Source organism: Streptomyces sp. NPDC006691, from assembly GCF_042869955.1.
Taxonomy (GTDB): domain Bacteria; phylum Actinomycetota; class Actinomycetes; order Streptomycetales; family Streptomycetaceae; genus Streptomyces.
On the sequence record NZ_JBIAGW010000015.1, the window covers coordinates 38,100 to 57,244 of the forward strand.

Consider the following 19,145-nt stretch of genomic DNA (forward strand, 5'->3'; position numbering starts at 1 on the left):
GCCCACCCACCCCACCCCACCCCACCCCTCCCGCCCCCCGTTCAGCCCTCGTCCAGGAAGGTCCTGCCATGGCCGTTCTGCTCAGCCCGGAGATCCCCGTCGGCCGGCCGGCCCGTTTCGGCTGCGACGAGGACGCGACCACGCCCGCCGGGGCGGCCACCCGCCGGCCGATCGTGGGCTCGGTCCACTCCTGGGACCTGTCGACCGGCGTCGACGGCCCGGGCACGCGCTTCGTCACCTTCCTCTCGGGCTGCCCGCTGACCTGCCTGTACTGCCACAACCCCGACACCTGGCGGATGCGCAACGGCAAGCGCACCAGCGCGGACGACGTGGTCGCCGAGGCCGCCAAGTACACGACGTTCATCCGGGCGGCGGGCGGCGGCGCCACCGTGAGCGGTGGCGAGCCGCTGCTCCAGCCCGTCTTCGCCGGCGAACTGCTGCACCGCTACAAGCACGACCTGGGCCTGCACACCGCCCTGGACACCTCCGGTTTCCTCGGCACCCGGGCGACCGACGCGCTGCTGCGCGACGTCGACCTGGTGCTTCTCGACATCAAGTCCTGGGACGACGAGACGTACCGGAAGGTGACGGGCCGGCCGTTGCGGCCGACGCTGGACTTCGCCCACCGCCTGGCGGACCTCGGCAAGGAGGTCCATATCCGTTTCGTGCTGGTGCCGGGCCTGACCGACGACCCCGCCAACATCGACGGTGTCGCCTCCTTCGCCGCCTCCCTCGGCAATGTGTCCCGCGTCGACGTCCTGCCCTTCCACAAGCTGGGCGAGAGCAAGTGGCAGGCCCTCGACATGAACTTCACCCTCCACGACACCCCGTCACCGACCCCGGTCGCGCTGACGACAGCCCGTGAGATCTTCGCCTCGCACGGTCTGAACGCGGTCTGAACGCGGTCCGATCGCGCTCCCACCACGATCGGAGCCCGATCGGAGCGGGATCCGGCCCGGTCCCGAGTGGTTCGAGGCGAGTGGCTGCCGAACGTCGGAGATCGGAGGTCGGAGGTCGGAGGCCCGGACCCGGGCCTGCCTAGGCTGTCGGCATGATCGTTCGCTGCGACCACATCATCAGCCCGACCACCGGGGAGGTCGTGCCCGAGCACCCCTCCATACAGGTCGGTGGGGAGTACCCGGTGCTGGAAGTCCTCACCACCGTGCACGGGGTACGGCTTCGCCTTCCTGAAATCGTCGACACGACGGAGTACCGGGACTCCCCGGGACTGTGGGACGCCGCCATGTTCACGGTGGTCAGCGACCGGGTGCCGAGCTGCTGGGTCGCGCAGTTGAGGGACGGCGAGCTGACGCTGGCCCCGCGGGAGTGGCAGCGCGCCGGCTTCTGGGAGGACTACTTCGATGGGGTGCTCGCTGCCGTCGACGCCTACGACCGGGTGCGGGCCGCGATTCTCGCCGAGGCCGACGCTCACCCTGTTGATGCCTAAAACAGGTGGTTCACCCCTTCCTGTCCCTACCGTGAGGAGGTGACCGAGCCCCCCGCGCCCCCCGCCGCACCCCAGGACGCGTCCTCCCCGGGCGGGCCGCCGCCACCGGTGGTGGCTGTTGCCGTCGCCCGTGCCCCGCGTTCCGTGGCGCTGCGCGCGACGCTGGCCGGTGCGGCAGTCTCCGTGCTGCTGATCCTGGCCATCGTCTTCGGCAGCCGGCTGCTCCAGGACTTCGACTCCGCCCTCCTTCCGTACGCGGTCGCCACCGTCTTCCTGGCCTTCGGTGTCGCCTACCGCTACACCGTGTGGATCTCCTCTCCCGGCGCGCGCCGCCTGTTCAGGCAGGGCTGGCGCAGCCTGTTCTCCGTCGCCAACTTCCGCAAGACGCCCACCGCCCTGCCGAAGATGATCGCCACCTATCTGGGTTTCCAGAAGTTCCTCGGCGCCCGCTCGCACGCACGCTGGGCCGCCCACCAGCTGATCTTCTGGGGCTGCATCCTGGCCGCGGCGATCACGTTCCCGCTGACCTGGGGCTGGTTCACCTTCACCTCGGGGTCCGGCTCGGGCCCCGGGTACGAGATGCGGATCTGGGGGTTCAAGATCCTCGGGTTCGACGCGCTGAGCCCGGTCGGCTGGCTGATGTTCCACGGCCTGGACATCGCCGCCGTCCTGGTGATCCCCGGCGCCTCGTACTTCCTGTGGCGGCGGATGAAGGACCGCGGTGCCATCACCGGCCAGCGCTTCGGCTACGACCTCGTCCCGTTGATCGCGCTGATCGTCATCTCCGTGACCGGACTCCTCCTCACCTTCTCGTCGATCTTCCTGCACGGCGGCGGCTACGAGTTCCTCGCGATCCTGCACATGGTGTCGGTGGTGTTCACGCTCATCTACATTCCGTTCGGGAAGTTCTTCCACATCGTGCAGCGGCCGGCCGCGGTCGGCATGCAGCTCTTCAAGTACACGACCCGCCAGGACGAGCAGGTCTTCCCGTGCAAGCGCTGCGGCGAGCCGATCGATACCGCTCCTTACGTCGAGAACCTGCGCGGCACCATGCGCGATCTGAAGCTCGACTTCGACGCGTGGGCCCAGTACTGCCCGCGCTGCAAGCGGGTGCTGCGCGGCACCGCCTACCTCAGCCACGTCAAGAAGGGCTTCAAGTGAGCAGCCCCATCCCGCTGGACCCTTCGATCGCACCGCCCGGCACCCGCAACTTCCGGGACGCGGGCGGCATCCCCGCCGACCAGTGGCACGCCGACCAGAACGGCGAAACCCTGGTGCCCACCCACTGCTGCTTCTGCGGGGTGCAGTGCGGCATGTATCTGCGGGTCGACCGGGCGGGCAAGGTGTTCGGGGTCGAGCCCCGCAACCACGACATCAACCGGATGCGCCTGTGCCCCAAGGGCATCAACGCCTACCAGCAGGTCAACCACCCCGACCGGTTGACCGCGCCCCTGCTGCGCCGCTCCCGGGACGAGCCGTTCCGGGAGGCATCCTGGGAGGAGGCGCTCGACTTCACGGTCGCCGAGATCCGCCGCATCCAGGGCGCGTACGGCAATGACGCGTTCGGGCTGCTCGGCGGGGCGAGTCTGTTCTCCGAGAAGACGTACCTGGTCGGCAAGTTCGCCCGGGTCGCGCTCAAGACACGGCACGTCGACTACAACGGCCGGCTGTGCATGGTGTCCGCGGCCGGCGCCAACAAGCTGGCCTTCGGCATCGACCGGGCGGGCAATCCGTTCTCCGACATCCTCCTCACCGACTGCCTGCTGATCGCCGGGTCGAACGTGGGGGAGTGCTTCCCCGTCATGACCCAGTACCTGTGGGGGGCCCGGGACCGCGGGGCCAGCCTCATCGTGATCGACCCGCGCGAGACGGCCATCGCGCGCACCGCCGACATCCACGTCGCCCTGCGCCCCGGCACCGATGCGGCGTTCTTCAACGCCGTACTCCACGTCGTCATCGAGGAGAACCTCGTCGACAAGGAGTTCGTCGCCGAGCACACCACCGGATGGGACGAGGTGCGTGCCGCCGTCGCCGACTGCACGCCCGAGACGGCCGCCGACATCTGCGGGATCCCCGCCTCGCAGGTCGTCCAGGTGGCCCGGGCCTTCGCGGGCGCCAAGCGGGCGATGGCCTGGCACGCCCGGGGGATCGAGCACCATTCGCAGGGCGTCGAGAACTGTCTGACCGTCATCAACCTGTGCACCGCCACCGGCCACCTCGGCAAGCCCGGCGCCGGTTACGGCACCATCACCGGCCAGGGCAACGGGCAGGGCGGACGCGAGCACGGGCAGAAGTCCGATCTGCTGCCGGGCGGGCGTTCCATCTCGAACCCGGAACACCGCCGGCAGATCTGCGAGATCTGGGGCATCGAGGAGAGCGAACTCCCGCCCGCCGGGACCTCGATGATGGAAATGGTCTGGCAGATGCAGCGCCAGGAGATCCGCGGCCTGATCGGCATCTGCAACAACCCGTTCGTCTCGCTGCCCAACTACGCGACGGTCAAGAACGGTTACGACACTCTGGAGTTCCACGCCCAATTCGACTTCTTCCTTTCCGAGACCGCGGCCAATGCCCACGTCGTCTTCCCCGTCACCACCTGGGCCGAGGACGAGGGCGTGATGGCCAACGCCGAGGCGAGGGTGGTCAAGCACAACAAGGCGCAGGAGCCCCCGCCCGGGGTGCGCACCGACACCTGGGTGATGTGCCAGCTGGCCGGGCGTCTGGGCGTGGGCGACAAGTTCAGCTATCCGGGCTCCCGCGAGGTGTTCGAGGAGCTGCGCATCGCGTCGGCCGGGACGGTCAACGACTACTACGGCATCACCTACGAACGCCTGGAGGAGACCGGCGGTATCGCCTGGCCCTGCCCCTCCACCGACCATCCGGGCACGCCCCGCCTCTTCGAGGGCGGCAAGACCTCGCACCCGGACGGCAAGATCCATATGCAGGTCGTCGAGTGGCACCCGCCGATGGACCCGTACGACGAAGAGCACCCGATGTCGCTGACCACGGGCCGTACCGTGGCGCACTTCCTGTCCGGCAACCAGACCCGCCGGCTCGGCGCGCTCGTCGAGCAGACGCCGCGTCCCTGGGTGGAGGTCCATCCCTCGCACGGGTTCCGCAACGGTGACCCGGTGCGGGTGGTGACCCGGCGCGGCAGCGAGGTCTTCCCGGCCCTGGTGACCGAGGCCATCCGTCCCGACACCGTGTTCATCCCGTACCACTGGCCCGTCCCGACGGCCGCCAACGCGCTCACCATCGACGCGCTCGACCCGCGCTCCAAGATCCCCGAGTACAAGGTGTGCGCCTGCCGCATCGAGGCCGCCGAGCGGATCGACGAGGTGCCGGCGCCGCCGACCGCGCCGGGGCAGGTGGCGTATCCGGCGGCCCAGGTCTCGCGCACCGACCCCCTGCCGCCCACGTCCCCGCAGGGCCGTGGCACCGCGGAGAGGAGCTGACGTCCCATGATGGGCAGAACGATCTTCATCGACCCGGGGCGCTGCATCGGCTGCCAGGCCTGTGTGTCCGCCTGCCGCGAGTGCGACTCGCACCGCGGCAAGTCCATGATCCATCTCGACTATCCCGACGAGGGTCATTCCGTCGCCTCCCTTCCGACCGTCTGCATGCACTGCGAGGACCCGGTCGCCCCGTGCGCCGAGGTGTGTCCCGCCGACGCGATCCTGGTGACCGCGGACGGGGTGGTGCAGCAGGCCGACACCACCCGCTGCATCGGCTGCGCGAACTGCGTCAACGCCTGTCCCTTCGGCGTACCGAAGATCGACCTCCAGGCGAAGCTGCAGATGAAGTGCAACCTCTGCTACGACCGCACCGCCTACGGTCTGGCCCCCATGTGCGCCACGGTCTGCCCGACCGGTGCGCTGTTCTACGGGACCGTCGAGGAGCTGCGTGCCGAGCGCCCCGGGGTCCAGGTCGCCGACTCCTTCACGTTCGGCGATGTCGTCGTCTCCACCGGCGTGGCCATGGTCGTGCCCGCCGACAAGGTCCAGTGGCCGGTGCCCGGCGGGCTCCCGATCGTCGAGGTCAACGGGAAGGACGTCACGCGATGAGCGTCACCGACCAGTCCCCGGTCGCTCCCGACCCGGGCGCCGACCCCGCCCAGGCCGCCCTCCGCGACCGCATCGCCGCCGACTCCCTCACCACCCGGCGCGACTACCTCCGCATCGTCGCCACGGTCTCGGGCGGCCTCGCGGTCGGCGGGCTCGCCGTAGCCGGGGGAGTGCTGCACCGGCACGGCGACAGCGACGGCCCACCCGACGCCAAGCGCGTCGCGCAGGTGCTCGCACCCGGTGAGTCCGTGGCCTTCCGCTTCCCCGGCGAGGACGACCGCGCGGTCGCCGTTCGCCTCAAGGACGGCACTCTCGTCGGCTACTCCGCCGTCTGTACGCATCTGGCCTGCGGGGTGCTGTGGCGCGAGGACCGCGGCACCGAAGGAGAGCTGTACTGCCCGTGCCACGAGGGGGTCTTCGACGCCCGTACCGGCGAGGTCACCGCCGGGCCGCCGCCGCGCCCGCTGCCCAAGGTGCTGCTCGTCGAGGAGGCCGACGGGGCCGTCTGGGCGGTGGCCACGGCACGCTCCGGTGAGAGCGACGAGGCCGCCATGTGCCGGCAGTTCGCCGACAAGCGGCCCGACCTGGCGGCCCGCCTCGGCTGCCCCGCCGCGAAATCCGAGCCGGCCGAGAGGAGCGAGCGGACATGACCCCCGATCCCCTCAATCCCCTCAATCCCCCCGATCCCCCCGATCGCACCGGTACCCCCGGCCTTCCCGAGGTCCCCGGTGGCAACGCGTCCCCCGATGGCAACGCGTCCCCCGGTGGCAACGCGTCCCCCGGCTTCGACGGGCCGCCCGCCCCCCACGGCAGCCGCAGCTCCGGCGGGCACGGCGGCTTCGGCGGTTCGCCCGGTCCCGGTGGCCTGCCCGGACCCGGCGGGCACTCCGGTCCCGCCGGAGGTGCCCAACCGGGCGATGACCCCGACGTTCCCCCGCGGCCCGCGTACACCCCCGGCTCCGCGCAGCGACGGCTCAACCGGCCGGTCCGCGAGCGCTACCCGCAGATCCGCGCGACCAGCGGTTACGGGGACCCCCGGACCCGGCACACCGGGCCCGGCCCGGGTGCGGGCACCGAGCAGGAGCCGGAGCGCTCCTCCAAGCTGACGGCCCGTCTCACGCTCGCCATCACCGTGGTCATCGGCCAGCTGTGGGGGCTCACCGTGGTGGTCAACGAATGGATGCGGGGCAACACCGGTACCGCCTGGTGGGGCGCGGGTTTCCTCTGCCTCTCGTTCCTGGTGGTCCTGGGCATCTGGGCCCTTGACCCGAAGGACCGCTGACCCGGGCCCGGATCACGGCCCCGACGGAGGCCCGGACCGCGGCTCGGAGAACGGGGGAGCGAGCCTGGTCGGTCGCGCGGCCCCTGGTCCCGGGCCCGGTGGCCGGGCCGCGGGCGCCCTCGCCGCCCGCCGTACCCTGGAGGCATGAGCACCGCCCCCGCCCCCGGACCGCGCGACCCGGAAGCAGCGCCCACACCAGCGCCGGCATCAGCGCCCAAGGAGCAGCCGAAGCCCAAGCCGCGGCTGGTCTTCGACGATCCGCTGGACCAGCAGTCGGCGGACGACACCGACCGCGGGTGGGGCGAACGACCCGCGTCCGCGGGCAGCGCCGCCGACCTCGCGCGCTTCCTCGACGAGAAGCCGCCCCACCACATCTGAGCCGTCGCAGCCGGTACCGGTACTAGAACTCCACGCCCGGGCCGGACCCGGAGCCCGATCCCGGACCAGCGCCGGGACCGGCACCCGTGCCGGGGCCCGTACCGGGGCCGCGCTGGGCGACCAAGGTGTCGCGGATCTCCTTCAGCACCTCCAGCTCGCTGACCTCCATCGTCTCCTTCACGCCCTGCTGCTGGGCCCGCCGGGCCAGGTACTTGGCCATCGGCAGCACCATCAGGAAGTACACGACCGCGGCGGTGACGAGGAAGCTCAGCAGGGCGCTGAGCACCCCGCCCCAGAGGATCTGAATGCCCGAGTCGCCGGTGCAGGGGGCCTTGAAGCAGGAGCTGTAGTGGTCCAGATCCTTCGTGCCGAGCGCGCCGACCAGGGGGTTGATCACGCCCTTCACGATCGAGTTCACGATGTTGGTGAACGCGGCGCCGATCACCACGGCCACGGCCAGGTCGATCACGTTCCCGCGCATCAGGAAGGCCTTGAAGCCGGCCAGTACGCCTGTCTTCTCCTCGCTCACCAATGAGCCTTTCTTCGCATGTGCAGGGGGTGGGGCAAACTCCTGCGCCACCTTGGACAGGGCAGGGTCGCGCTGTCCAATCCATGCACGCGAACTGGTGACTTGACCGTTCGCCCGTGCGAATCAGCACAGTGTCACCGCCAGGCGGGACGAGGGGCCGGCGCCCACCAGCACCCGGGCGGTCTCGCGCGGCACGGCGAGCACGATCAACGCTCCCGCCTCCGGCGCGCCGGTGTCCGCTCCCGGAACTCGCTTGACCAGGGCTCCCGTTGCCAGCACCCGGGCCTCTCCGCCGCTCGGTGAGGGCGAGTTGGCGGCGGCGATCACATCGACGAGGTCGCCGGGCCTCAGCAGCCGTACGGTCTCCGCGTCCGCGATCCGTACCGGAGCTGACACCACCTGGGCCTCCCGCGCCGGCCCGCGTTCCCGTGGTGCCGGGGCCGCGGGCGGATGCGTACGCTCGGCCGCCTGCGGGCTGGACACCGCGAGGGCGGCTGCCGTGACGGCGAGGCCCGCGGCCATGGCCCGGCGCCGCCTGCGCATCGCGCGGCGCAGGGCGTGCTGCCCGCCCCGCACCCGAAGCGGCGGGAAGAACGGCACCCCGCAGGGCTCGGGCGCGGGCGCGGGCGGCAGGAAGGGGAGAGGGCGGGGGCGGGGGGCGGGTGAGGAGGGTGCCACGGGGACGTGCCCTGCGTGGCGTGTGGGGCCTACAGGACCTGCGGGGTTGGCGGGGTTGGCGGACATGGGGTTGGCGGGGTTTGCGGACATGGTGACCACTGCCGATCGTGGAGAGCCTGTGCTGCTCGGACGCTCTTCACGATCCCCTGCCCGGCGGGATCTCGCCGGGGCCTGTGGACGGCGACCCGCTTGTGGACAACTCGCTCACCCGTATGGGGAGTTCACCCCCGCCAGGTCACGGCAGTTCGATCCCGAGCTCCCAGCCGTCGTGCGCGTGGGCGCACAGGCAGTCCCGGTCCTCGGTGGCCGGCAGTGCGCCGACCGCGTCGAAGAGCACCTCGCGCAGGCGCGCCACGTTCTCGCCGAACACCTTCAGGACCTCGGTGTGCGAGACGCCCTCGCCGGTCTCGGCGCCCGCGTCCAGGTCGGTGACCAGGCTCAACGAGGTGTAGCAGAGCCCGAGTTCGCGGGCCAGCACGGCCTCGGGGTGCCCGGTCATGCCGACCACCGACCAGCCCATCGCCGCGTGCCAGGTGGACTCGGCGCGGGTCGAGAAGCGGGGTCCCTCGATGACGACCATGGTCCCGCCGTCCACGGCCCGCCAGCCCCGCCCGTTCGCGGCGGTCAGCGCCGCCTCGCGGCCGCTGGGGCAGTACGGGTCGGCGAACGTGGTGTGCACGACGTTGGGGACGGTGCCGTCCGGCAGCGGCAGCCCGTCGAAGAAGGTCTGTACGCGCGCCTTCGTGCGGTCCACCAGCTGGTCCGGTACGAGCAGTGTGCCCGGCCCGAACTCGGGGCGCAGGCCGCCGACCGCGCACGGGCCGAGCACCTGGCGCACCCCGACCGAGCGCAGCGCCCACAGGTTGGCGCGGTAGTTGATGCGGTGCGGGGGCAGGTGGTGGCCGCGGCCGTGGCGGGGCAGGAAGGCCACGCGCCGGCCGGCGACCTCACCGAGGAAGAGCGAGTCGCTGGGGGAGCCGTAGGGGGTGTCGACCTGGACCTCGGTGACGTCCTCCAGGAACGAGTAGAACCCCGAGCCGCCGATGACGCCGATCTCTGCGTTAACCATGGCGGTCACACTAACCGGGGGCGAAAACGCGAGAACCCCCGCCGTAGTGGGGCGGGGGGCGAAAACGCGAGAACCCCCGCCGTGGTGCGGCAGGGGCCCTGGCGGGAAGGCTGGGTCAGGCGGCGGGGCTGGCGCTCGACGAGGACGAGCCGGAGCCCGACGACGAGGAGGAGGCCGCGGGCTTCGCGTCCGAGCCCGACGACGTCGAGGTCTTCGACGCCGAGGACGCCGCGGGCGAGCTGCTCGACGACGCGCCGCGGCTGTCGTTGCGGTAGAAGCCGGAGCCCTTGAAGACGATGCCGACCGCCGAGAACACCTTCTTCAGGCGTCCTTCGCAGTTCGGGCACACGGTCAAGGCGTCATCGGTGAACTTCTGCACCGCCTCAAGGCCCTCGCCGCACGCGGTGCACTGGTACTGGTAGGTCGGCACTTGTCTTCCTCCTGGCACTCTCACTCGATGAGTGCTAACGACGGTCCATAGTGACGTATTCCCCGGGATCAGTCCACCGTGACGGGGACACGGTGACCGACGCCACGCGCCACGGTACGTGCCGCGGGGCGCGGAGTGAGCCGCGAGCGCAGGGCGAGCAGCGTCACGAGGGCCAGCGCGGTGCCCGCCATCGGCACCAGGAAACCGGCCGTCGAGCCATGGGCGTCGGTCAGCCGGCCGGCCACCGTGACCGCGGCGGCCTGGCCGAGCGCGACCGCGCCCGTCAGCCAGGTGAATGCCTCGGTGCGCGAGGTCGACGGCACCAGCGACTCCACCAGCGTGTAGCCGGTGATCAGGGCCGGTGCGATGCACAGGCCGACGACGAGGCCGAGGCCGCCGAGCAGCAGCGCGGATTGCGCCGCCCACAGGCCGGAGGCCGCGATGGTCAGCGCCGCGTAGCCGGCGATCAGCCGGGTGCGGGGAGCGGACTTCCAGGCGATGGCTCCGCAGGCGATGCCCGCCAGCATGTTGCCGGCGGCGAAGATGCCGTAGAGGACGCCGTTGATGCCCGGGTTGCCGATCTCCTCGGCGAACGCGGTGAGCGAGACCTGCATGCCGCCGAAGACCGCGCCGATGCCGAGGAAGGCCATCGCCAGGACGCGTACGCCCGGGATGGACAGCGCGGAGGTGTGTTCGGCCTGCTCCAGCTCCGCGGCGCTGCGCACCGGCGGCTGGGTGGCGCGGCGGGCCGCGAACAGCAGGCCGCCGACCAGGGTGAGCGAGGCTTCGGCGATCAGGCCGGCCGCCGGGTGCACGCCGGTGCACAGGGCGGTGGCGAGGACCGGGCCGATGACGAAGGTGAACTCGTCCGTCACGGACTCGAAGGCGGCGGCGGTCGCCATCAGGGGCGAGCCGTCGAGCTTGTTCGCCCAGCGGGCCCGCACCATGGGCCCGACCTGCGGGACCGAGGCGCCGGTGGGCACGGCGGCGATGAACAGCGCCCACAGGGGCGCGCCGGCCAGGGCGAGCGCGGTCAGCGTCGAGACCGAGGCCGCGTGGACCAGGACGCCGGGCACCAGGACGGCGCGCTGGCCGAAGCGGTCGGCGAGCTTGCCGCTCTGCGGGGCGAACAGCGCCATGGAGACGCCCGTGAAGGCGGCCACCGCGCCGGCGCCGCCGTAGGAGCCGGTCGTGTGCTGGACCAGGAGCAGGATGCCGATGGTGAGCATCGCGAAGGGCTGCCGGGCGGCGAAGCCGGGCAGGAGGAAGGACAGTGCGCCGGGTGTGCGCAGCAGCTGGCCGTAACCGGGCCGCTTGTCAGAAGTGACCGTGGATGCCACGGCCCCTTGCCTTTCTGCCGCCTGGTAGCGCGCCCCATGCACAGATCTGTGGGTGCGGGCGTTGCCGAGAGCTGTCCTCTTGCGCGGAACTGCGGTAGATGCCGGGGGTGCTGCGGGGAGCCCCCGACCGCCATACGGTCGCGCCAGCTCTGCGTCAGGCAGAGTTGGTCGATCAGTGGTGTGCCTTCATGATACAGAGTCTTGGCACTCCGTGCCTACGATTCCGCACGGAGTGCCAACTTTCGGCCTGTGTTTATGCGGCCGACACACGGTTTAACAGTGCGCAACGCGCCTTAATGCGCCGTTCTTCTGGGCTTCGCGTCCGTGCCCGTGCCCGTGTCCTGGCCCGTGTTCTTGGTCGCGCCGTTGCCCGAGTTCTTGTTCGGGCTCTTGGCGGTGCTCCTGGCCGAGCCCTTGCCCGGCTTCTTGACCGCGGTCCTGGCGGGCTCCTGCGTGCCGCCGGTGCCCAGCCAGCCCGCGAGCTTGCCGCCCTGGCCGACCGCGCGGAGCCGGGCCTCGGCCGCGTCGCGCACCGGATCGGTGGCGACCACCAGGAGCTCGTCGCCCTGGCGCAGCACCGTGGTCGGCCCCGGCACGAAGCTCTTGCCGTCCCGTACGACCAGGGTGACCGCGGCGCCGGGCGGCAGCCGCAGCTCGTGCACCTCGACGCCGTGCATCCGGGACTTCGGTGGGATCGCCACCGACAGCAGATGGCCCCGCAGCCGCTCCAGGGGCGCCGATTCGACGCCGAGGTCGGCGGCCTCGTCGGAGTCCGAGAGCTGGAGCTTGCGGGCCAGCCACGGCAGCGTCGGCCCCTGGATCAGGGTGTAGACGACGACCAGGATGAAGACGATGTTGAAGACCTTCTCGCTGCCGTCGACCCCGGAGACCATGGGGATGGTGGCGAGAATGATGGGCACGGCACCGCGCAGGCCGGCCCAGGACATCAGGGCCTTCTCCTGCCAGGGCATGCGGAACGGCAGCAGGCTCAGCAGTACTTCCAGCGGCCGCGCCACCATGGTCAGGACGAGCCCGATGATGACGGCCGGCCAGAAGTCGGCCGCCAGGTTGTGCGGGGTGACCAGCAGTCCGAGCAGGACGAACATGCCGATCTGGGCGATCCAGCCGAGCCCGTCGGCGAAGCCGCGGGTGGCCGGCCAGTGCGGCAGCTTGGCGTTGCCGAGCACCATGGAGGCGAGGTAGACCGCGAGGAACCCGGAGCCGTGGGCCATCGCGCCGGCCGCGTAGGCGGACACGGCGATCGCCATCACCGCGATCGGGTAGAGGCCGGAGGCGGGCAGCGCCACATGACGCAGTCCGTACGAGCCGAGCCAGCCCACCGCGAGCCCGATGGACGCGCCGATGGCGAGCTCCAGGGCTATCTTCCCGACCAGCAGGTACCAGGAGTCGACCGGCCCGGGCGTCGAGAAGGCGACGACCAGGATCACCACGGGGGCGTCGTTGAAGCCGGACTCGGCCTCCAGGACGCCGGTGATGCGCGAGGGCAGCGGCACCTTGCGCAGGACCGAGAAGACGGCCGCGGCGTCGGTGGACGACACCACCGCGCCGATGATCAGTGCCTGCCGCCATTCCAGGCCCACCAGATAGTGCGCCCCCGCCGCCGTGACGCCCACGCTCACCGCGACGCCGACGAGCGACAGCACCACGGCCGCCGGCAACGCCGGTTTGATCTCCTTCCACTTCGTGCCCAGACCGCCCTCGGCCAGGATCACCACGAGTGCGGCATAGCCGATCACCTGCGTCAGTTCGGCGTCGTTGAACTTGACGTTGAAGATGCCGTCCTGCCCGATGGCGATCCCGATGCCGAGATACAGGAGCAGGCTGGGGAGCCCGCTGCGGGAGGAGATGCGCACCGCCGCGACGGCGATGAGCAGGACGAGCGAGCAGATGAGCAGGAGTTCGTTGAGCTGGTGGACAGTCAGTGGCCGATCCTTCCCCTCAGGTGCCGTCAGGCACCCCCTGAAAATCGTGCATCCCCAAGCGCCTGGTGCGCATCCGGGGACTCCCGGGGCGCAACGGATGAAACGTTCCGGCACCCCAAGGTACTTCGTTACCTTACCTAATCTTTGACGCTTTCTTTACGCGAGAGCTCCTGTGGACGCCGTCCCGGTATGTGAACGCAGACACCGCGTCAGGGGCTCTCAGCGGCTGCGCCTATGGTTGCTCCCAGCACTCCTGGACCACCCTGCCCCTCGAAGGACAGCGATGCCCGCCACCACAACCGCCCCTTCCGCCGGTACGACGGCCGGCAAGACGAGCAGGAAGAGGGGACGCCGCCTGAGGCTGTTCGTCCTCGTCCTGGTGCTGGCGCTGGTCGCGGGCGTCGCCTACGGCGCGTACTGGGGAGTCAGTACCGTGCGCGCCTCCTTCCCGCAGACCACGGGCACCCTCAAGGTCCCCGGTCTCCTCGGCCAGGTCGAGGTCAAGCGCGACGACTACGGCGTCCCGCAGATCTACGCCGACAACGACGCCGACCTCTTCATGGCCCAGGGCTACGTCCAGGCGCAGGACCGGTTCTACGAGATGGACGTCCGGCGGCACATGACCTCGGGCCGGCTCTCGGAGATGTTCGGCAGCGGCCAGGTCGACACCGACGCCTTCCTGCGCACGCTCGGCTGGCGCAAGGTGGCGCAGCAGGAGTACGACACCAAGCTGTCGCCCGCCACGAAGCAGTACCTCCAGGCGTACGCGAAGGGGGTGAACGCGTATCTCAAGGGCAAGGACGGCAAGGACATCTCCGTCGAGTACGCGGCACTCAACCTCACCAACGACTACAAGCCCGAGGCCTGGTCGCCGGTCGACTCGGTGGCCTGGCTCAAGGCGATGGCCTGGGACCTGCGCGGCAACATGCAGGACGAGATCGACCGCTCCCTGATGACGAGCCGGCTCAGCCCGCAGCAGATCAAGGACCTGTACCCGGCCTACCCGACGGCCACCCACCGCCCCATCGTCGACGAGGGCTCGTACAGCAAGGCCGGCGGCAAGTTCGACCCCGACCGGGCCGCGACCGCCTCGGACGGCACCTCGAACACCGCGCAGGGCGCGCTCCAGGGCATGCAGAGCCAGCTCGGCGCGCTGTCCGACACCCTGGACAAGATCCCCTCGCTGCTCGGCCCGAACGGCAGCGGCATCGGCTCCAACTCCTGGGTGGTGTCGGGCAAGTACACGACGACCGGCATGCCGCTGCTCGCCAACGACCCGCACCTCGCGCCGATGATGCCCTCGCTCTGGTACCAGATGGGCCTGCACTGCCGGACGGTCTCCAGCAAGTGCGGCTACGACGTGGCGGGTTACACCTTCTCGGGGATGCCCGGCGTGGTCATCGGCCACAACCAGGACGTCTCCTGGGGCTTCACCAACCTCGGCGCCGATGTGACCGACCTGTACCTGGAGAAGATCTCCGGGTCCAACTACCTCTACGACAACCAGGAGAAGCCCCTCGCCACCCGCGAGGAGGTCATCAAGGTGGCCGGCGGGGCCAGCAAGACCATCACGATCCGCGAGACCAACAACGGCCCGCTCGTCTCCGACCGGGACGACGAGCTGGGCAAGGTCGGCCAGAAGGCACCCGTGAACTCGGCGGCCCCCGACCGGGGTTCCGGCTACGCGGTCGCCCTGAAGTGGACGGCCCTGGAGCCCGGCAAGTCCATGGACGCCGTTTTCGAGCTCAACAGGGCGAGCGACTTCAAGTCCTTCCGGGCCGCCGCCAAGGACTTCGAGGTCCCCTCGCAGAACCTGATCTACGCCGACACCAAGGGCCACATCGGCTACCAGGCGCCCGGCAGGATCCCGATGCGCGCGGACGGCGTCGACGGCACCATGCCGGCCCCGGGCTGGGACTCCAAGTACACGTGGAAGAAGTACATCCCCTTCGACGCGCTGCCCTACGAGTACGACCCCAAGCGGGGCTTCATCGTCACCGCCAACCAGGCCGTGATCGACGAGAAGAAGTACCCGTACCTGCTCACCAAGGACTGGGGCTACGGCACCCGCAGCCAGCGGATCAACGACCTCATCGAGTCGAAGACCAAGGGTGGCGGGAAGATCTCCACCGAGGACATGCAGAAGATGCAGATGGACAACAGCAGCGAGATCGCCGCGCTGCTGACGCCCGCCCTGCTGAAGATCGACGTGTCCGACCCGTCGGTGCGCGAGGCGCAGAAGCTGCTCGAAGGCTGGGACTACACCCAGGAGAACGACTCGGCGGCCGCCGCCTACTTCAACTCGGTGTGGCGCAACGTCCTGAAGCTGGCCTTCGGCAACAAGCTGCCCAAGGAACTGCGTCCCAAGGGCGAGTGCCTGTACGTGAAGCCGCCGGCCGGTACCGGGCCGGTCGACGACCCCGACAAGAAGGTCTGGGAGTGCGGCGAGCGCGACGGCGACTCGGCGCAGCCCGACGGCGGCGACCGGTGGTTCGAGGTCGTGCGCAAGATCTTCAACGACCAGAACAACAGCTGGTGGAAGGCGCCCGCGACCCGGCTCGACAAGGCCACCACGACACGTGACCAGCTGCTCGCGCGCGCCATGAAGGACGCCCGCTGGGAGCTGACCGCCAAGCTCGGCAAGGACACCACGAGCTGGACCTGGGGCCGGCTGCACCAGCTGATGCTGAAGAACCAGACCCTCGGCAAGGAGGGCCCGGGCGTGCTCCAGTACATGCTCAACCGGGGCCCGTGGAACCTGGGCGGCGGCGAGGCGGCGGTGGACGCGACCGGCTGGAACGCGGCGAGCGGCGACTACGGGGTGACCTGGGTGCCCTCGATGCGGATGGTCGTCAACCTCAAGGACTTCGACAAGTCCAAGTGGATCAACCTCACCGGCGCCTCGGGCCACGCCTACAGCGCGCACTACTCGGACCAGACCGAGAAGTGGGCCAAGGGCGAGCTGCTCGACTGGTCGTTCACCGGCAGGGCGGTCGACGGCTCGACCGTCGACACGCTGAAGCTCACGCCGTAGTACGGGCGCTCAGGCCGTCATCTCATCGGGTGCGCTCAGGCCGTAGTGCAGCCGGTCACGCGGGAAAGCGCGTCACCCCGTAGGGGGTGACGACAGCCTGCACGGGGTGGTCGTGCGGTTCCTCCGGGACCCGCGCGACCACCTCGTTCGCGTACAGGAGCACCACGAGCGCCGGTGCTCGCCCCGACGCCTCGACGCGGGCCAGGACCCGGTCGTAGGAGCCGCCGCCCCGGCCCAGGCGCATGCCGCGCGCGTCCACGGCGAGGCCGGGCAGGAGCACCGTGTCCGCGGCCGTCACTGCGTCCGGGCCCAGGCGTTCGCCGTCCGGTTCGAGCAGCCCGCGCCCGGCCGGGCGCAGGTGTTCGGGGCCGGCGTAGGGAGCCCAGTCCAGGTCGTTGTCCGGGAGCAGCACCGGGAGCAGCACGCGGACGCCCCGGGTGTGCAGGGAGTGCACCAGGGCGCGGGTGCCGGGCTCGCTGCCCACCGAGACGTAGGCGGCCACCGTGCCGGCGGCGGCGAGTTCGGGCAGGGCCAGGGCGCGGTCGGCAAGAGCCACGGACGCGGTCAGGAGTTCGTCGGCGGTCAGCCGCTTCCTGGCGTCGAGAAGGCTCCGCCGCAAGACCGCCTTTTCGGACATGTGATCACTCACCGTATTTCTGTCGACCCCTCAAATGTGTGCGAAAGAGAACGAATTCACCGCAGGACAATCTCCCGCACATACGCAGCGGATAGGGTGCCCGCATGACTCAGTCGCCCCCACGGATCACCAAGGCTGTCATCCCCGCCGCCGGGCTCGGCACCCGGTTCCTTCCGGCCACGAAGGCCACCCCGAAGGAGATGCTGCCGGTGGTGGACAAGCCGGCCATCCAGTACGTGGTGGAGGAGGCGGTGGCGGCGGGCCTGTCGGACGTCCTGATGGTCACCGGGCGCAACAAGCGTCCGCTGGAGGACCACTTCGACCGGAACTACGAGCTGGAGTCGGCGCTGACCCGCAAGGGCGACGCGGACCGGCTCGCCAAGGTGCAGCAGTCCAGCGACCTCGCGACCATGCACTACGTGCGCCAGGGCGACCCGAGGGGCCTCGGCCACGCGGTCCTGTGCGCGGCCCCGCACGTGGGCAGCCAGCCCTTCGCGGTGCTCCTCGGCGACGACCTGATCGACGCCCGCGACCAGCTGCTCTCGCGGATGGTGGAGATCCAGGAGCACGAGGGCGGCAGCGTGATCGCGCTCATGGAGGTCGACCCCGAGCAGATCCACCTCTACGGCTGCGCGGCCGTCGAAACCACCGCCGAGAGTGACGTCGTGCGGGTCACCGGGCTCGTCGAGAAGCCCGAGGCGTCCGAGGCGCCCTCCAACCTCGCCGTGATCGGCCGTTACGTTCTGGACCCGGCCGTCTTCGACGTGCTGCGCACCACCGAGCCCGGCCGCGGCGGCGAGATCCAGCTGACCGACGCGCTCCAGCAGATGGCCGCGGACGAGTCGATCGGCGGCCCCGTGCACGGTGTCGTCTTCAAGGGCCGTCGCTACGACACCGGCGATCGCGGAGACTATCTCCGAGCCATTGTCAGACTGGCGTGCGAACGTGAAGACCTGGGCCCCGACTTCAAGGCCTGGCTTCGCCGGTACGTCACCGAGGAGATGTAGGCCCCGTGAGCAACACGATCTGGTCGGTGGACGAGCACCTGGACGACATCCTCGCCGCGGTCCGGCCGCTCGATCCCATCGAGCTGCAACTGCCCGACGCCCAGGGCTGCGTCCTGGTCGAGGACGTCACGGTGCCGGTCGCCCTGCCGCCCTTCGACAACAGCTCGATGGACGGGTACGCGGTGCGTGTCGCCGATGTCGCGGGGGCCAGCGAGGAGTTCCCCGCCGTGCTCACCGTGATCGGTGATGTGGCGGCGGGCACCGACGACCTGCCCACCGTGGGCCCCGGCCAGGCCGCCCGGATCATGACGGGCGCGCCGCTGCCGCCCGGCGCCGAGGCCGTCGTGCCCGTCGAGTGGACCGACGGCGGGACCGGCCGGGGCGCCGCCACCGGCATGCGCCCGGCGGGCCAGGCCCCCGAAGGGGCCAGCGGCGAGGTGCGGGTGCACCGCGGCGCCGAGTCCCGCGCTCACGTCCGCGCGCGCGGCAGCGACGTCCAGGCCGGCGACCTCGCGCTGCGGGCGGGCACCGTCCTCGGCCCGCCCCAGATCGGGCTGCTCGCCGCGATCGGCCGCGGCACCGTGACCGTACGGCCCCGCCCGCGCGTGGTGGTGCTCTCCACCGGCAGTGAACTGGTGCAGCCCGGCGAGCAGTTGGGCCAGGGCCAGATCTACGACTCCAACAGCTTCGCCCTGGCGGCCGCCGCCAAGGACGCGGGCGCCATCTCCTACCGGGTCGGCGCGGTCACCGACGACGCGGCGGTGCTGCGCGACACCATCGAGGACCAGCTGATCCGCGCCGACCTCCTGGTCACCACCGGCGGGGTCAGCGTCGGGGCGTACGACGTCGTCAAGGAGGCGCTGTCCTCGGTGGGCGACGCGGACGAGCCGGGCAGCGGCATCGACTTCCGCAAGCTGAAGATGCAGCCCGGCAAGCCCCAGGGCTTCGGCTCGATCGGCCCCGACCACACCCCGCTGCTCGCCCTGCCCGGCAACCCGGTGTCGAGTTACGTCTCCTTCGAGCTGTTCGTACGCCCCGCGATCCGCACCCTGATGGGCCTGCCCGACGTCAACAGGCCCACCGCGCGCGCCGTCCTGAAGGCCGACAAGGCGCTGTCCTCGCCCGCCGACCGGCGCCAGTTCCTGCGCGGCAGCTACGACGCCAAGGCCGGCACCGTCAGCCCCGTGGGCGGCTCCGGATCGCATCTGATCGCGGCGCTCGCGCTGGCCGACTGCCTCATCGTGATCCCCGAGGAAGCCACCTCCGCGGAGCCCGACAGCGAGGTGGAAGTGGTCCTGCTCGGCTGA

18 protein-coding genes are annotated in these 19,145 nt (G+C 70.8%); 11 read left to right on the top strand and 7 right to left on the bottom strand.

The annotated features are described in order from the left end of the window. The first annotated feature begins 68 nt into the window (after positions 1 to 68). The 8 genes from pflA (at position 69) to ACFYNP_RS27845 (ending at position 7,171) form a co-directional block, all read left to right on the top strand. Entirely contained in the window at positions 69 to 899 is an 831-nt protein-coding gene (gene pflA, locus ACFYNP_RS27810) for a pyruvate formate-lyase-activating protein (RefSeq protein ID WP_388419899.1), read from the top strand. A gap of 152 nt (positions 900 to 1,051) precedes the next feature. After that, entirely contained in the window at positions 1,052 to 1,447 is a 396-nt protein-coding gene (locus tag ACFYNP_RS27815; RefSeq protein ID WP_388419897.1) for a hypothetical protein, read from the top strand. A gap of 39 nt (positions 1,448 to 1,486) precedes the next feature. Then, positions 1,487 to 2,608, top strand: a complete 1,122-nt coding sequence (locus ACFYNP_RS27820; protein ID WP_388789131.1) for an MFS transporter — start codon at positions 1,487 to 1,489, stop codon at positions 2,606 to 2,608. Next, positions 2,605 to 4,902, top strand: coding sequence for a molybdopterin oxidoreductase family protein (locus ACFYNP_RS27825; RefSeq protein ID WP_388789134.1), 2,298 nt, complete (start codon positions 2,605 to 2,607; stop codon positions 4,900 to 4,902). The genes ACFYNP_RS27820 and ACFYNP_RS27825 overlap by 4 nt, the downstream gene beginning before the upstream one ends. A 6-nt stretch (positions 4,903 to 4,908) precedes the next feature. Further along, positions 4,909 to 5,511, top strand: coding sequence for a 4Fe-4S dicluster domain-containing protein (locus tag ACFYNP_RS27830; RefSeq protein WP_100574070.1), 603 nt, complete (start codon positions 4,909 to 4,911; stop codon positions 5,509 to 5,511). After that, complete coding sequence (locus tag ACFYNP_RS27835) at positions 5,508 to 6,161, top strand: ubiquinol-cytochrome c reductase iron-sulfur subunit (protein WP_388789136.1); 654 nt, start codon at positions 5,508 to 5,510, stop codon at positions 6,159 to 6,161. The genes ACFYNP_RS27830 and ACFYNP_RS27835 overlap by 4 nt, the downstream gene beginning before the upstream one ends. A 215-nt stretch (positions 6,162 to 6,376) precedes the next feature. Then, entirely contained in the window at positions 6,377 to 6,793 is a 417-nt protein-coding gene (locus ACFYNP_RS27840; RefSeq protein ID WP_388420027.1) for a hypothetical protein, read from the top strand. A gap of 144 nt (positions 6,794 to 6,937) precedes the next feature. Continuing rightward, the gene (locus tag ACFYNP_RS27845; RefSeq protein ID WP_388419889.1) at positions 6,938 to 7,171 is read left to right on the top strand and encodes a hypothetical protein; all 234 of its coding nucleotides are present in this window, start codon (positions 6,938 to 6,940) and stop codon (positions 7,169 to 7,171) included. 22 nt (positions 7,172 to 7,193) lie between these two features. Here the strand turns inward: ACFYNP_RS27845 and mscL are convergent, their stop codons facing one another. The 6 genes from mscL to ACFYNP_RS27875 form a co-directional block, all read right to left on the bottom strand. Next, positions 7,194 to 7,700: a large conductance mechanosensitive channel protein MscL gene (gene mscL / locus ACFYNP_RS27850; RefSeq protein WP_388419887.1), complete on the bottom strand. Its 507-nt coding sequence runs from the start codon at positions 7,698 to 7,700 to the stop codon at positions 7,194 to 7,196. A gap of 123 nt (positions 7,701 to 7,823) precedes the next feature. Further along, entirely contained in the window at positions 7,824 to 8,378 is a 555-nt protein-coding gene (locus ACFYNP_RS27855; protein ID WP_388789139.1) for a hypothetical protein, read from the bottom strand. A 235-nt stretch (positions 8,379 to 8,613) separates the two neighbouring features. Beyond that, on the bottom strand, positions 8,614 to 9,447 hold the full coding sequence (locus ACFYNP_RS27860; protein ID WP_388789141.1) for an S-methyl-5'-thioadenosine phosphorylase: 834 nt from the start codon (positions 9,445 to 9,447) through the stop codon (positions 8,614 to 8,616). 115 nt (positions 9,448 to 9,562) lie between these two features. Next, positions 9,563 to 9,877 (bottom strand): FmdB family zinc ribbon protein, encoded by a 315-nt coding sequence (locus ACFYNP_RS27865; protein ID WP_388789143.1) that lies wholly within the window; start codon positions 9,875 to 9,877, stop codon positions 9,563 to 9,565. A 68-nt stretch (positions 9,878 to 9,945) separates the two neighbouring features. After that, positions 9,946 to 11,217 carry an MFS transporter gene (locus ACFYNP_RS27870; RefSeq protein WP_388419881.1) on the bottom strand — a complete coding sequence of 424 codons (1,272 nt, stop codon included), beginning with the start codon at positions 11,215 to 11,217 and terminating at the stop codon, positions 9,946 to 9,948. Positions 11,218 to 11,510: 293 nt separating this feature from the next. Continuing rightward, positions 11,511 to 13,133 carry a potassium/proton antiporter gene (locus ACFYNP_RS27875; RefSeq protein WP_388789311.1) on the bottom strand — a complete coding sequence of 541 codons (1,623 nt, stop codon included), beginning with the start codon at positions 13,131 to 13,133 and terminating at the stop codon, positions 11,511 to 11,513. Between the two features lie 310 nt (positions 13,134 to 13,443). Here ACFYNP_RS27875 and ACFYNP_RS27880 point away from each other — a divergent pair, with 310 nt between their 5' ends. After that, on the top strand, positions 13,444 to 16,194 hold the full coding sequence (locus tag ACFYNP_RS27880) for a penicillin acylase family protein (protein WP_388789146.1): 2,751 nt from the start codon (positions 13,444 to 13,446) through the stop codon (positions 16,192 to 16,194). Between the two features lie 55 nt (positions 16,195 to 16,249). On the opposite strand, the gene ACFYNP_RS27885 is transcribed toward ACFYNP_RS27880, so the two are convergent. Beyond that, positions 16,250 to 16,831, bottom strand: coding sequence for a 5-formyltetrahydrofolate cyclo-ligase (locus tag ACFYNP_RS27885; RefSeq protein ID WP_388789149.1), 582 nt, complete (start codon positions 16,829 to 16,831; stop codon positions 16,250 to 16,252). A gap of 104 nt (positions 16,832 to 16,935) precedes the next feature. Between ACFYNP_RS27885 and galU the strand changes: the two genes are divergently transcribed. After that, entirely contained in the window at positions 16,936 to 17,838 is a 903-nt protein-coding gene (gene galU, locus ACFYNP_RS27890; protein WP_388420600.1) for a UTP--glucose-1-phosphate uridylyltransferase GalU, read from the top strand. Between the two features lie 5 nt (positions 17,839 to 17,843). Then, complete coding sequence (gene glp / locus ACFYNP_RS27895; RefSeq protein WP_388420601.1) at positions 17,844 to 19,145, top strand: gephyrin-like molybdotransferase Glp; 1,302 nt, start codon at positions 17,844 to 17,846, stop codon at positions 19,143 to 19,145.